The organism is Sphingobium cyanobacteriorum (assembly GCF_030580935.1).
Taxonomy (GTDB): domain Bacteria; phylum Pseudomonadota; class Alphaproteobacteria; order Sphingomonadales; family Sphingomonadaceae; genus Sphingobium; species Sphingobium cyanobacteriorum.
In genome coordinates this window covers 1-12711 of sequence record NZ_JAUQOM010000003.1, presented here as the reverse complement: position 1 = coordinate 12711, position 12711 = coordinate 1, and the positions used below count along the sequence as shown (strand labels likewise).

Sequence of the window (12711 nt, the reverse complement as noted above, 5' to 3'; positions counted from 1 at the left end):
TCAGCCCCCTCAGACCTCGTAATTGAAGATGTTGAATGCACGATAATATTTGTCGTCGTGCAGAATTCCGAACAGATCCAGCGAAGCCCCGCTGGCCAACGCGTGTGTGTAGTTTCCAGGGAAAAACATCAGCGTTGGCTTTTCCTTGGCCGTGCTCTGCAGATTGTTCAGCACGTTATGCGAACGGATATAGGGGAAGACTTCGCCCACGCCGGAAAGGAACAGGACGTCAAACGTCTGGCTTGCCAGCCTCTTGCCGATTTCGGGGATGAGGTGGGTCTCGGGATCAAGGACATTCTGCAAAAGCTCTTGCAGCTCGTCCTTTGTTACCCCCGGTTCGGCATCGATCAGCTCATCCCAGATCCCGCGCTCGCGGAGTATATCGATAGCCAGATCATAGAGATTGACGTCCAGTGCCGTGACGCCGCGATTAGCGAGCTGTCTGACCAGCTGGCCCCGCACCTGTTCCATGTCCACAGCGTCGCTGGCCGGGAAAGGGCAGATGAAGAAAGGAACCTCGTTCCCCAGGCCCAGCTTCCTGAGAAAACGCTGGCTTGAAACGACTTCCAGCAAATGGTCCTGACGCTCTCGAGGCGTCATCGTGTTTGTATCTCTTGTCATCAGGCGTCCCTTTGCCTGCCGAGCTCCGCGCCCGGGAAATATCGCAGTTCATGCGGGTCAGATTGAGCCATCAGGGCCGTGAAGCTCGGCGAGAGCAGCGCCCGACAAATGTGATCCTCCTGGTTAAGGATCCCCGCCTCTCTCATGAGCCTAAACAGGATCTGACGCAGTTTTTCGCGGGTCGAACTGCTGATCGCTTCGATTTCTGGCTCCCATTCAGCCTTGGCCGCGTAGAACGCATCGAAGTCGTCGTAGGTGATGTGGGTGCGGAAACTTAGAAAACGCTCGGACAGGAGTTCAACCGCGAACTCACCGATGAACCGATAGCCCCGGCACAGTGCCAGCCAGAGGACCGAAAGCTGATCCGCGTAATCACCATGACAAAGCAGATCGATCTCATCCGCCTTGAGAACTTCGAGGCGATTGGCGATCTCCCGGACCGAGCGGGTCACCGATGACTGTTTGCGGAATGGAATGACGCCCTTTGCTCCCGCAGCCTTCTTGACCGCAGTCCAGTCTCCTAGCTCTTGATAGAGGCGTGCGATCGCAACGCTCTCGTTCAGGAACAGGCCGCCGGTGCCGAAGGACATCCGATATTTTGAGGTATTTGCCTTCTGAGTCATAAGTTGGCGCCGTTCCCGAGCGAGAGCGCCACCTCGGCCGCGTTCAAGAGCACAATCTGCTGGTCCTGGGGCCTACGGGCTGCCGGATCGGTGTCCAACCCAAGGCGCTTCAGTGCGTAGTAGAGGAGAGCCCTTCGAACCGGGATGGTCGTCACGCCCCTTTCCATTCCGTAGTCGAGCTCGATCGCCTTGCGCTGACCAGCACTCAATTCGGGATGAGGCGCGATCTGCAGCTCAACCTGCTCTTCCCATTCGCTATCGCCTGAAGGCCTAGCATCTGCCGGCTTCGATGAGCGCGTATCGGTGATGCGCGAGAGAACAAAGTCCTTGAAGGCGCTGCTGCGTGGGCAATGCGCGCGAGCATGCCATCTGAAGCCGTCAAACACCAAGGCATGAGGTTCGATCCACCGCCAAGCAGGCTCAAGGGAAGACATCGATTGGTAGAAGACTTCGATCGCCTCGTGCCGCTTGATCGCCGTTACGATGGCCCTCAGAGTTTTGGGCGATACACCCCGGGCGGGCGTCGGGGCACAGGCGAAACTGGGCAAGCCTCCGATCCAGCTGTCGTCGGCGCTAATGATTCCGTCAGAGAGCGATCTGAGCTGGGAGAGATACTGAGCTGCGTCGGGCTGGTGGAATACGGGGGTGAACGACGAGCTACGAACGTAAGTCCTAGCGCTCTTGTCGTAGACCATGTTCGCTTCAGCCAAGCCGAGATATCTGTTCAGATCCGTCGAAGCCTGGTTGATCGAAACGCCGAAAACTTCGATCAGGTCACTCCGGTTGACATGCCCTTCCCAGAAGAGCCTGAATTCGATGAATTCAAGGCGGCTCTCAACCCCGCGCCTCAATCCCGAATCGCTTTCCATTCCCAGATCCCCCAAGAAACTGGGCTAAACCAGTTTCTGTATGGGTAAGCGTAATGGATGCTTGATGTCGAGGCAACGAGATTCGGAAAGCTGCTGGCCCTGATTTCGCTAATCTACCTGCGGCTAACTGCCTCTGAGCTCGCAAGGAATTCCGACACTTTCTGGCAGGTCTTCCGGCGCGGCCTGCGCCCGTCCCGAAGGTCCTGAACGAAACGAGGATCTGCCACGACGTGCCGACCGAAGGTGCTCGGCGACGTCCGTGTTTGCGCCAGATATGCCTCGATCTGCTCCAGTAGCTCCATCGCCATAGACTCGCTTTAAGCTTGCGTTCTTGTTATGTTCTTACTAGGAAGGCTTCCTAGAGTCTAGGATCGATTTTCCTAGGTGCCCGCGATAGGACTGGCAGTCATGGACGACGCACGGAGAGCCCTGGACGAACTGATCCAGCAACGAGGGGTGAATTACTCCTCGGTTTCGCGCCTGCTGGGGCGCAATGCCGCTTACATCCAGCAGTACATTCGGCGCGGCAGTCCGAGGCAGCTGGACGAGCAGGATCGCTCGGTTCTGGCACGATTTTTCGGAGTCGATGAGAAGGTTCTTGGAGCCCCTGCCCGCCGCTCAGGCCCGGTGGTCGAGCTCGTCCATGTGCCTTTGCTCAATGTCGAGGCATCAGCCGGCCACGGCGCTCTGGCCGAAATGGAAGCCAAATCCGCGCAGTTCGGCTTCGACGAGAAGTGGCTGCGCCGACTGACCGCGAGCAAGGCATCGAGCCTCTCGATTATCGCGGTCCATGGCGACTCCATGGAGCCAACCCTCCACGATGGCGACGAGGTTATGGTCGATCTCGGGGATGGCCAGTCGCGGCTGAGAGACGGGATCTATGTCCTGCGGATGGACGACATGTTGAGCGTAAAGCGCATTGCCCTCGAACCGCAGGGCAAGCGGGCGTCGGTTCTGAGCGACAACCCGGCCTATCCAAGCTGGCGCGGCCTCGAGAAACGCACGCTCAATATCGTCGGACGGGTTCTCTGGTTCGGACGGGCGCTCTAAGGTGGCATTCTGATGCTTACCCTGGTTGCCGCTTCGATCGTCGCTTCCGGGCAGACATTTACCTGCACGCCCACTCATGTCTGGGATGGTGATGGTCCGGTCTGGTGTGCGGAAGGCCCTCACCTGAGGATCGCGGGCATCGCGGCCCGGGAAATGGACGGCACATGCCGCACCAATCAACCCTGCCCCGCTGCCACGGCGCTTGAGGCACGCGATGCGCTGGTACGGCTGATGGGCGGCGCGAAGGGCACGATCTCAACCGGCCACGTGGTAGTCAGAGGTCCGCGGCTGACATGCCGATCCGAGGGGGCCGCTGGCGGAAACAGGACCGCTGCCTGGTGCCGTCTGCCGTCAGGTGCTGATCTGTCATGCGCCATGATCAAGACCGGCACGGTCCTGCGCTGGGATCGCTATTGGAAAGGCCCGGCTTGCCGGTGACCAGTGCCTTGCATCTGGCCGGCGTCGTCGAACGGGCGGCCAACGGACCGGTGCTGCGAACTCACGGTGGCGGGATCTGGGAACTCGACAACACCCGCCAGGTACGCAAATTCATTGGCTCTCGCGTTGAAGTGGTCGGGGAGCTTTCGGGGTTCAACGGGTTTGTCTGTGACCAGATATGGCCAGCCGGACAGCCTCGACCGTCTGTCTTCAAATTCCGCCTCGAATTGCTCCTTGCCGCAGCCTTCGTCGCCTACGGTCTCTACGCGGCGGTTAGCGGTGTTGTCAGCGTGCTGGGCTGATGCTGAGCGACTGGGAGCTTTGGGCCTGCGCCAACCATGTCCTGCAAACTCATGGGGACAAGGCTCCCTTGCACGTCGCCGAGCAGATTGGGGCGCTCGCACTTGCTGGCGACGAGGAAGGCATTCGGACATGGCAGGCTATTGCGGAGCGAATTGTCCAGCTGAGCTCCAACGCCCCGGACCGGCCACTACAGTAACCCTCCTCGGGAAGACTACCAGTTCATCCGATCGGCGACAGATCGCCCGGAAACAGGCACGGCTGCGCGCCTGGACCGCCATGGCTGTCGCCTTCGATGGTGAAACCGCGCATGCGCTCGACCAGATGACGAGCCAGATCAACCCTGGCGCTGCGCTGGGCGCGTGGATCATCGGCATTGAGACGGACGAGCGTGTGCTCCGGCGCAACGGCCAGCGCGACTTCGAGATGGGTGAGGAGGATATCGTCGGAGATTCGGGGCATGGGCTAATGAGAACAAATAAAGAACTTCTCGTCAACCGGCCATGTGCGGACGCATGGGGACAGCAGGACGCTAGATGCCGATTTCGAAGGGCTTGGTGATCGACCGATCAAGCTCTGGCGGTTTACGTGTCTGCTCAGGAGCCACACGATCTTTAGCCTGCCCATTGGATGCCGCATCGCGGAGGAGATCGACCGTTTCCAGCGCCGAGCGCTTCATGCCGGCATTGCGCTCGACCGCCGCTTCGAGCTTGCCAGCATTATCGACATAGAGGGTGAGGCCATCGCGCAGCCGCGTGATTGTCACCAGGAATGTATGCTGGTTGGCGAGATTGCGCTCGCGGCTATCCATTACCGCAATACCGCGATCCGATGTGAGCCCCTGAGCCATATGGGCATTGAGAGCATAGGCGAGATCGAGACGGCGGAGCATCGGGTCGCCCTGCTCCAGCCTGTGTTCTGCGCCCAAGGATGTCTTCACCACGACAGCCTCTTTGTCGACTGCAACAATCCGGGCCTGGTCGGCATTGAGCAGGCCCCGCTGGTGATCGGTCTCGGTCCACCGGATCTTGTCGCCGGTGTAAATGTCGAGGGCGCGGACTTCAAAAAGGCGCAGCGGATCCTGCTCACCTTGCGGCCTGATCTGACCGGGACGAAACTCGAACTGGCGGCCACGCCCGTTCTGCAGCGTGACCCGCTCGCATGCCACATCGGTTCCGACCACACGGTATTCGCCTGCTGCTAGGCCTTGGCTGCGCTGACGCCGCGCGACATCGACCACCATGCCGGGCGCATAGGTGCTCGCATAGCGCAGCTCCTCGCGGGTTGCATTGACGCGCGAGAGGGTCTGGAGCCGCATCGTTTCAGGACCAAGCTCGCCGCTCGCTTGAAGGCCAGTCTGCACCGCTTCGTTCACGGCGCTGCGCAAATTGCGGCCTGACGCATAGATTGCGGTTGCCTCGCGCTCGGCGGTCGAGAGCGACAGCCAGGCTGCGGCGGCTTCGACAGCAGCATCGTTCCCCACCTCGATCACCTGGGGTGCCAAATGGCGCATGGCATCCTCAATGCGCCCCTCTTGCGCTGCCTGCTGTGCATCTCGAAGGCCCTCTGTCCGTGCGCGGAGATTGGTGCTCATGACGGCCGTCTCAATCCCGGCTTGCTGCATCACATCGAACGGCTTTCCTGCATCGACGGCACCCAGCTGCTTGCGGTCACCAATGCTCGCAAAGCGGCCGAGCTCGAGCAGGTTGGCCAGCCGCACAAGCTTCTCCTTGTCGGCATTGCCGACCATTGATGCCTCATCGAGCAGCACGACACTGCCGCGCATGTCGGCCCGCGCCTCGGCGAGACGGTCCGCATCGGCCCCTTCAAGGAGATCGCGGTGCCGGGCGAGAAACCGCGACACCGTCATCGATGGAATGCCGGTATCGCGCTCGAGCATCTGGACCAGGGTGTTCTGCACCGCGAGCCCGAGCACGGCCCTTCCCTCCTCGCGCAGGATATCAGCGACGGGTTTGAGGACCGTGCTCTTGCCTGCGCCCGCGACGCCTTGGATCGCGACGATCCGATTGTTCGAGCCAAGTAGCAGACGCCCTGCCCCTTCCTGTCCAGCGTTTAAGGTCAGGCCATATTTGATCTGGGACAGGGCCTGCAGACGGGACCCAGCAAGGTCGGGAAAAACAATCGCCGGCGCAGCCCCGCGCCCCTTTTCAACCCCGGCAATGATGCGCTGTTCGAGGCTTATGGCATCGCGTGTCGTCAGCAATTCCCGGTCGGCACCCCTGCCCTTCTCCAGATGACCCTGGCGAAGCAGCTGGTCGACGCGCTGCTCGATGTCTGCAAGTGAAGTCGGGAGCGCAAAGCCAAGCGCTGCGCGGTAGATCTCGGCCCGAGTGAAGGCAGCTTCCCGCTCGCCGAGATGCCGGACAGCCGAGGCGACTGCATGAATTGCGGCGACTTGCTCGACGCTGCGATTGGTCAGCCTGCTAGGTATCAGTTGGTCACCTTCCCGCAGGCCAAGGCGCTCGGCAAAGGAGGCTGCAAGGGCCTGAACATTGCGGACAAGCGCGCGCATCGTGGGCCCAACACCGCTCACATTGCCAAGATCCTGCGCGCTGCGAGCATTGGCTCTGGCAATGACCATAGCGGGTTCAAACCCCAGGGTGGCGGAGGTCTCCTGCCACTGCTGCGTCAGCGCATCGCGGTCTTCGATCCGCCCCTTGTCGGCCCGGGTCATCAGGGTTGCGGCGTCGAGCACGCTTGGCCCTGAGAAGTTCATCTGGGCAGCCGCTTCCAGGATTTCCGCTCGCCGCGAACTGAAGGCATCGCGGACCGGCTTGGGCACCCCGACGGCCTCGAAATTGCCGTGCTTGCCGAACTCACCGACCTCGTAGCCGAGCTTTTCGACGCTCAGACGAAACCGCGCCATCGTCATGGCATTGAGGAGGGTATTGTGCTGCCAGAGCTTGTCGTTGCGCAATGCCCGCCATTTGCCATCGGCCCCTCTCGTCACATTGGCAATGACGGCATGGAAGTGAGCGTTGGGCTCCTGGTTGCGATTGGTGTCGTGCTGGAACAGCGCGATCGCAAGGTTGCCGGTCTGAACGGCTCGCTCCCTGCCGCGAACCTCCATCCGGGTCTCGGCGAGGTTCTTCTCGGCCCAGCGCAGGGTTTCCCGGACGGCCGCAGCGTAGACGTCGAGGATCCGTTTGTCGCCGCCCACCAGAGCGAGGACCGACCAGCTTTTCGGCATCGAAAAAGTGAGATCGGTCCCCGCCCGGTGCGCCCGGTTGTCACTGCCGACGCGGCTACCATCGGGCAGCAGTCCTTTAAGGACCGCCTCGAACTGCCGCGCGTCTACGGAACCAGTAAGCCCGAGCGCCGCAGCGCCCTTGCCCAGCCATTCACCCGAGCGATCGGCATCAGCCCGCGTGTAGTAATTGTCGGCAGCGAAGTAGTTGGCCGCGCCGCCTGCTGTGCGGACATTGGCTACCGACAGCATGGGTCGGTCCCCGATACCGAGGAGCTCAGCGACATGCTCACATCTCCATGTCGCCAAGATCGGGACCAGTGATCGGCGGAGGCTCATGCTCCCGCAGACCATCCTTGAGCATCAGCTTGCGCGCGGCGGCATCGCTGGAGCCTCGGCTCTTCGGGGTGTCCGGCTTGTCCTCTTGCAGCGCCTTAGTGTCGGGCGCACCGGGCCGGGCTGCACCCTTGGCAGAAGCTGGCTGATCCGGAATCGCTGCGGCTTCGCCCGTCGGGAGAAGTGGGCGGGCGGAAGGTCCAGTCTTTCGCGGCGGAGCATCGGTTCTGGTATTCGACCGGTCCGTCTTGGCCTTGCCCGCCTTGTCTTGCCCGGAACGAGTTGCCGGTTCTCGCTCCTTCGACGTCTTGCCGGGTGTGCGTTCCACTGCTCGCCTAAGATCCTTGGCAGGCGCTTCAGGCTCCTTTTTCGAGGCAGCTCGCGCACCCTGGTCGAAGGCGAGCTCGCCCTGCTTCGGGACGACCGGCTTGCCGGCGCCGTCGTCGTTCGACGAGGGATGCTCGCCGCCTGTCGGCGCTGCCTTCTGCTCTGCCTGCTCCGCCGCCGGATGGATCTCCGTGACCCTTGCCTTCGGGCTGTCCTTGACCCTGGCGATAAAGGTTTCCGCCCGCTTGGGTCGGTCGACGGGCTTCAGCTTGACCGGTGCGGCGGGAAAGCCATCAGGGAACTTGATGTACCCCGAAAGGCGCGGAAGGTTCATCAGCTGGTCGGGCAGCAAGAGCGGCTCGATGTGCTTGCGCGGGGTGAGGCTGACCGCATCACGGGCATTGTTGTAGCCATAGGTGTAGCCCTCTTCCATGTCCCTGACCTGGCGATGGCCGATGAAGTCGGAGCACCAGGTGGCCGTCTCGCGGTCGGCGGTTCCAAGGATCAGTTTGGTCCGGGCGAGCGATGCCAGCGTCATCGCCATGTTCTCGCCGTAGACCTCCTTGAGCTTGGCATAGGCGTGAAGGCCAAGGACAATCGCGCCGCCGAAATTGCGCGCTGTCTGCAAGCCTTTCTCGAGCGCCGGCAGGCGGTGCAATGCACCCAGCTCATCGACGAAGAACCAGCACTTGAGATCGCGGGTGCGGGGCATCGTCATCAGCGTATTCATGGCGGTATCGAGCCAGAGCGTGAGCAGCTGCGCGCAGACGCTCATGTCGACATAGCGAGCCGAAATGAACAGGATCGAGCCTTCGCCTCTGGCGCTAGCGGTCCCGTCCTCGATCCATTGGCGGACCGAGAAACGAGGTCCGGCAGTGGGCAGCAGCTTGAGCGCCTTGGCGTTCACGTTGAAGACGGCGCGGATCGATTCCGCCATGCGTGCGGCTTCCGGCGCGGTCAGCGGATCGGCGATCGTTCCGCGCATCATGGCATGAACGCGCGAGAGGTCCGCGGTCATCAGCTCCCGCGCCAGGGCATCGTTGGTCGCTCTGCCTTCGGCCACAAGTTTGAGGCAGAATTCGACGAACAGCGCACGAGCAGCGATCACCCAGAACTGGGCTTCTCCGCCCCCGTCATGGGGGACGAGGGCGTCCGCGGCGGCCCAGAACTCACCTTCGGAGCGGCATTCGTCAAACAGGCTCCACTGGGGGCAGCGCGCATCGAGCGGGTTCAGAATGATGTCGCAATGGGCAGCATGGAAGTGCTCGATAAAGGCCCCGGTCAGATCGAAGACCACGCAGCGCTGACCCTTGGCTCTTGCTTCCGCGATCATGTCGGAGATCGCCACGGTCTTGCCCATACCGGTGGTGCCAATGAGCATCGCATGGCTTTGTTCGAGCCGCCAGGGATAGGAGACCGTGGCGATGTGCGATGGCCGATAAGGAAAGACCCGGGCGATCTCTCGCGGCAGACTGAGGCGCCATTTCCAGCCCAGCGCGGTATCCAGCTCACGGGAGCGCTCGCGCCGGTTGTGTGCGGTCAATTCATCGACGAGTTCAGGGAGCGTAACGAGCATCGCGCCGCGCTCGTGTTTGCGTTCTTTGGAGCGGCCACCGAACCGCTCGGCGAACCAGTAGAAGGCGGCAAATGCGGGGACCAACAAGAACCCGGAACGCCACAAGGCACTGGTCAGAAGCGCCATCAGCTTCTCCCACGCATGGACCACCGGGGGGTAGTGCTCGAGCTGGGCAATCGGAAACTGGATGGTCGCGCCGAAGGCGGTTTCCAAGGTGATCCGTTTGGCGGGATCGAACTCCATGAAGCCGTAGATGGCAGCGTAGATCCGCATCCAGACCAGATAGACTTCGTGATCGGTGAGCCCTGCCGAAATGGTCCACCAGGAGGTCCATGAGATCACGAGAGCGGCAACGATCAGTGGGCCCTTGAGACCCGCCGCGAACATGAAGCTGAAGTGTCCGAGCAGCTGGCTGCCGCGCGTGAAATTGACGAGGTTACGCTTCATCGGAACCTCCCTCGCCGCTAGCGGCGGAAAGGCCGAGCTCCTTGCATTTGCGCATGTAAGCCTGGTGCGCCCGGCCGCGCAGCGCGTGATCGGGGTGACCTGCCAGCAGCGCATCCACACCGACCATGAGGAACACCGAGCGGCGGGAAATGCGCTCAATGGAAGCGTCGAGCCGCGAGGCAAGCTCGTCCTCGGTGCAGGCATTGGCGAGCAGGGCGCGAACCCACTCGCTCATGCTGATCCCCTTGGCCTTGGCAGCCTTGCGGATCAGCGAGCTGAGCTCGCTGGAGATGTAAACCTGGAGACAGATTGGCCGTGTCATGCACGGACTCCTTGTGGTCAGGAGCCCGGTTCACACTGCGAAAGGCACGATCGAAGCTAAGTCAGATTCAAGAACATGTCAAGAACATCAAGGGCTGCGGAATCCCGCCATTTTTGACCTGACCTTGGTCAAATCCACGTAACTCCCCTCGCCCCCGTCAATTTTGACGGAGAAGCTGCCATTTCACAAAACTCGATCTATTCCTTTGTGGTTGCATATTTTTTTCGCCCACCTTTCCTGCGACCTGTCGCGTAGGGTGTGCTCTTAAGTCCCCAGCTGCGAGCACAGGAACCAGCTATTGAGCCTGTAACGGATGATGCGGTTTGTGACCGCGAGAAGCGGCGGCGCTTAACAGGCTGCCGTCGCCCGGATCCTGATAGGCATCGGCAGGATCGGCGCCTATGATGCCGGCATTAATGAGGGCGGAAAGGAAGCGCCGCATGGGCCAGGTTACATTGAGCGCGACACCGAAGGGCAACGGCTTCCAGGCGACAGTCACTTACCCGAACGGGGTGTCGATCAGTTCTTCCGAGGCTTTCCCGACGCAGGCAGAGGCAATCGAGGCCGCGGCATTGAAGGTCCTGGATATGCCGGAGCGGCTTACCGATCTCGACCGTCCCGATATCGCCGAGTGACGCTGGCGCCGCGCCTTCCCGGACCGGCTGGGATATGCCGCAGCGGTCTGCGAGCAAAAAGAAAGGAGGAAGCCCTGATGGACTTCCTCCCAAACCGGCGGGTCAGAATTCATCGCTGAGACGGCCCGGCACGGTGTCAATAACCCGGTCCAGCATGGCCTTGGGCAAGGCACCGTAATCGCCTTCATCGACCGCGATATAGCCTGCCTCGTCATCGGTCAGGACGTACTGCGTGAAGTAGCTGTGAAAGGACCGGGCATGGGCCTGATCCAGTGCAGCAACGAAGGCTGCCTGATCGGCGGCGGGACCAGCAGCGGCAATGTTCAGTGAAGCGTACATGATCTTTCCTCCTGATGTTCGATGCGTCGCATCAGGAGCTGCGAAGGATGTGGGTGACGGGCTGGGTCAGGGACCGCGATAGCGGCCGCGAAGCGGCGATGGGGGCAACGATTTTTGCCGGGCTTGCCCGGTAAAAATGGTGGGGCCCCGTCGTCCTTGACGCAGCCCCAAAACCCGCATCACACTTGGTCTTTCTGCGAGAGAGACCTCTCCCACGCCTGCGCAGAAGCGCGACGCCTGCCCCACAAACCATTTTCCTACATGCCCCCGCAGTGCCAAGATCGTCAGCGGAGGGGACCAACGGCCAGCGAGAAGGAAGCACTATGGCCAGGTCCAAACCCACTGCACGAGATGCCTTGAAGAAGCTGCGTGAACAGCGTGCCCAACTTGAGAACGAGGAGGCACGTCTCCGCGAAGAAGCAGCGACCGAACTCGGAAAGCTGCTGATCGAGTGCGGCGCGGAGATGATCGAACCGGCACAGTTACGCCAGATCGTTCGCGCATCGATGGCGCTCGGGATCGAGGAAACGCTGAAGCGGATTGCTCCCGCGTAAAGCCCATCCCGCGGCGGCAAGGGGTTCGATGCCCGGCGCCGCCGCATCGCCGGCGTGCAATAGAAAAGGCCCCGATGGCGTCTGCCACCGGGGCCTTGTCGTGAGGCAAGGACATTCAGTCCTCGTCGATATCGGGAGCACCCTCGTTGCTGCCGGAGCGGCCCTTGGTGAGGAAGTCGACCTTGTCGGCGATGATCTCGCAGCCGTAGCGCTTGGCGCCGCTCTGATCTTCCCACTGGGTGTAGTGGATGCGCCCTTCGACCGTCACGAGCTGACCCTTGGTGCAATACTTGGCGACGTTCTGACCCAGGCCGTTGAAGCAGGTGATCCGGTGGAATTCCTTGTCCTTGGCGGTGTAGCCGTTTTCGTCCTTGTAGGTCTTGCCATCCTTGCGGGCGGGACGGTCGGTCACGACCGAGATCGAGGTGATGCTGGTTCCACCCTGGGTGGTGCGGGTTTCGGGGTCGCGAGCGATGCGGCCAACGAGGATAACGAGGTTGGTCATGGGCTTTCTCCTGATCGAGCAGTCCGGGTCCATCCCGGCTGCAAACCCGAGCAGAAGCGCCCCATGGCGAAGCGCACCGAAGGGGAACCCGGAACTGGTTCGGGTGGTGCGGGCGGCCGGGCACAGCCCGGCAACTCGGCCGGACCTGATCCGGGTTGCGCGTCTCGACGGGGGGTGATTCAGGGACAGGTTTGCATCGAAGCCGGGTGGAGCTGGATGCCTTGAACAGGTCAGCCCTGACTCGTTTCCCTCCGGTCTTGACTGGATCATCCCTGCCCGACCTTCCAACGGAGAACCCCTTCCTAGATCACGATACTGACCGATCCTCCAACCGGTGGCTCACTCCTGGACGAAACTGCTTCACCGGAGAGAGGCATATCGATCGTCACCCCTTCAGCGCCGTCCAGAGGGTTGCCTCGAAGCATCCAGGCCTGCGGCGTGAGAACGGCGGAGCAATATTCGACCACGGTAGCGGCGGGATAGTCCTGCTGCGGGCGGCGTAAAAGTCGTCCACCTTGAAGCCTTTCTGCCGAGTCAGGGAGGTGTGGGGATCTACAGCGT

Annotated in this window: 15 protein-coding genes; 6 read left to right on the top strand and 9 right to left on the bottom strand. The window is 61.6% G+C overall.

The window, feature by feature from the left end; translation table 11 throughout:
• Nucleotides 1–9 precede the first annotated feature (9 nt).
• Genes Q4610_RS08565 through Q4610_RS08555 form a run of 3 tightly spaced genes read right to left on the bottom strand, consistent with a single transcriptional unit; the run spans nucleotide 10 to nucleotide 2113 of the window.
• The gene (locus Q4610_RS08565; RefSeq protein ID WP_304535592.1) at nucleotides 10–621 is read right to left on the bottom strand and encodes a DUF1788 domain-containing protein; all 612 of its coding nucleotides are present in this window, start codon (nucleotides 619–621) and stop codon (nucleotides 10–12) included.
• Nucleotides 621–1244, bottom strand: coding sequence for a DUF1819 family protein (locus tag Q4610_RS08560; RefSeq protein ID WP_304535591.1), 624 nt, complete (start codon nucleotides 1242–1244; stop codon nucleotides 621–623). The genes Q4610_RS08565 and Q4610_RS08560 overlap by 1 nt, the downstream gene beginning before the upstream one ends.
• Nucleotides 1241–2113: a WYL domain-containing protein gene (locus Q4610_RS08555; RefSeq protein ID WP_304535590.1), complete on the bottom strand. Its 873-nt coding sequence runs from the start codon at nucleotides 2111–2113 to the stop codon at nucleotides 1241–1243. The genes Q4610_RS08560 and Q4610_RS08555 overlap by 4 nt, the downstream gene beginning before the upstream one ends.
• Before the next feature lie 408 nt (nucleotides 2114–2521).
• Between Q4610_RS08555 and Q4610_RS08550 the strand changes: the two genes are divergently transcribed.
• The 4 genes from Q4610_RS08550 to Q4610_RS08535 are packed head-to-tail and all read left to right on the top strand — an operon-like array spanning nucleotide 2522 to nucleotide 4100.
• Nucleotides 2522–3163, top strand: a complete 642-nt coding sequence (locus tag Q4610_RS08550; protein WP_007688341.1) for a S24 family peptidase — start codon at nucleotides 2522–2524, stop codon at nucleotides 3161–3163.
• A gap of 12 nt (nucleotides 3164–3175) precedes the next feature.
• Nucleotides 3176–3601, top strand: a complete 426-nt coding sequence (locus tag Q4610_RS08545) for a thermonuclease family protein (protein ID WP_304535589.1) — start codon at nucleotides 3176–3178, stop codon at nucleotides 3599–3601.
• Complete coding sequence (locus Q4610_RS08540; RefSeq protein ID WP_304535856.1) at nucleotides 3598–3903, top strand: DUF5818 domain-containing protein; 306 nt, start codon at nucleotides 3598–3600, stop codon at nucleotides 3901–3903. Before Q4610_RS08545 ends, Q4610_RS08540 begins: the two co-directional genes overlap by 4 nt.
• The gene (locus tag Q4610_RS08535) at nucleotides 3903–4100 is read left to right on the top strand and encodes a DUF6961 family protein (protein ID WP_304535588.1); all 198 of its coding nucleotides are present in this window, start codon (nucleotides 3903–3905) and stop codon (nucleotides 4098–4100) included. The genes Q4610_RS08540 and Q4610_RS08535 overlap by 1 nt, the downstream gene beginning before the upstream one ends.
• A 23-nt stretch (nucleotides 4101–4123) precedes the next feature.
• On the opposite strand, the gene Q4610_RS08530 is transcribed toward Q4610_RS08535, so the two are convergent.
• The 4 genes from Q4610_RS08530 to Q4610_RS08515 all read right to left on the bottom strand — a co-directional run bounded on the left by Q4610_RS08530 (nucleotide 4124) and on the right by Q4610_RS08515 (nucleotide 10117).
• Complete coding sequence (locus Q4610_RS08530; protein WP_101794613.1) at nucleotides 4124–4363, bottom strand: hypothetical protein; 240 nt, start codon at nucleotides 4361–4363, stop codon at nucleotides 4124–4126.
• Between the two features lie 70 nt (nucleotides 4364–4433).
• Nucleotides 4434–7361, bottom strand: coding sequence for a MobF family relaxase (gene mobF, locus Q4610_RS08525; protein ID WP_304535587.1), 2928 nt, complete (start codon nucleotides 7359–7361; stop codon nucleotides 4434–4436).
• A gap of 37 nt (nucleotides 7362–7398) precedes the next feature.
• Nucleotides 7399–9795 carry a type IV secretion system DNA-binding domain-containing protein gene (locus Q4610_RS08520; protein ID WP_304535586.1) on the bottom strand — a complete coding sequence of 799 codons (2397 nt, stop codon included), beginning with the start codon at nucleotides 9793–9795 and terminating at the stop codon, nucleotides 7399–7401.
• Complete coding sequence (locus Q4610_RS08515) at nucleotides 9785–10117, bottom strand: hypothetical protein (RefSeq protein ID WP_147161120.1); 333 nt, start codon at nucleotides 10115–10117, stop codon at nucleotides 9785–9787. The genes Q4610_RS08520 and Q4610_RS08515 overlap by 11 nt, the downstream gene beginning before the upstream one ends.
• Before the next feature lie 440 nt (nucleotides 10118–10557).
• On the opposite strand from Q4610_RS08515, the gene Q4610_RS08510 reads away from it, so the two are divergent.
• Nucleotides 10558–10752, top strand: a complete 195-nt coding sequence (locus Q4610_RS08510; protein ID WP_196276513.1) for a hypothetical protein — start codon at nucleotides 10558–10560, stop codon at nucleotides 10750–10752.
• A gap of 102 nt (nucleotides 10753–10854) precedes the next feature.
• Here the strand turns inward: Q4610_RS08510 and Q4610_RS08505 are convergent, their stop codons facing one another.
• Nucleotides 10855–11091 carry a hypothetical protein gene (locus Q4610_RS08505; RefSeq protein ID WP_007688359.1) on the bottom strand — a complete coding sequence of 79 codons (237 nt, stop codon included), beginning with the start codon at nucleotides 11089–11091 and terminating at the stop codon, nucleotides 10855–10857.
• A gap of 323 nt (nucleotides 11092–11414) precedes the next feature.
• On the opposite strand from Q4610_RS08505, the gene Q4610_RS08500 reads away from it, so the two are divergent.
• Nucleotides 11415–11645 (top strand): DUF6437 family protein, encoded by a 231-nt coding sequence (locus Q4610_RS08500; RefSeq protein WP_234007349.1) that lies wholly within the window; start codon nucleotides 11415–11417, stop codon nucleotides 11643–11645.
• Nucleotides 11646–11760: 115 nt separating this feature from the next.
• On the opposite strand, the gene Q4610_RS08495 is transcribed toward Q4610_RS08500, so the two are convergent.
• The gene (locus tag Q4610_RS08495; RefSeq protein WP_304535585.1) at nucleotides 11761–12150 is read right to left on the bottom strand and encodes a single-stranded DNA-binding protein; all 390 of its coding nucleotides are present in this window, start codon (nucleotides 12148–12150) and stop codon (nucleotides 11761–11763) included.
• Nucleotides 12151–12711 lie beyond the last annotated feature (561 nt).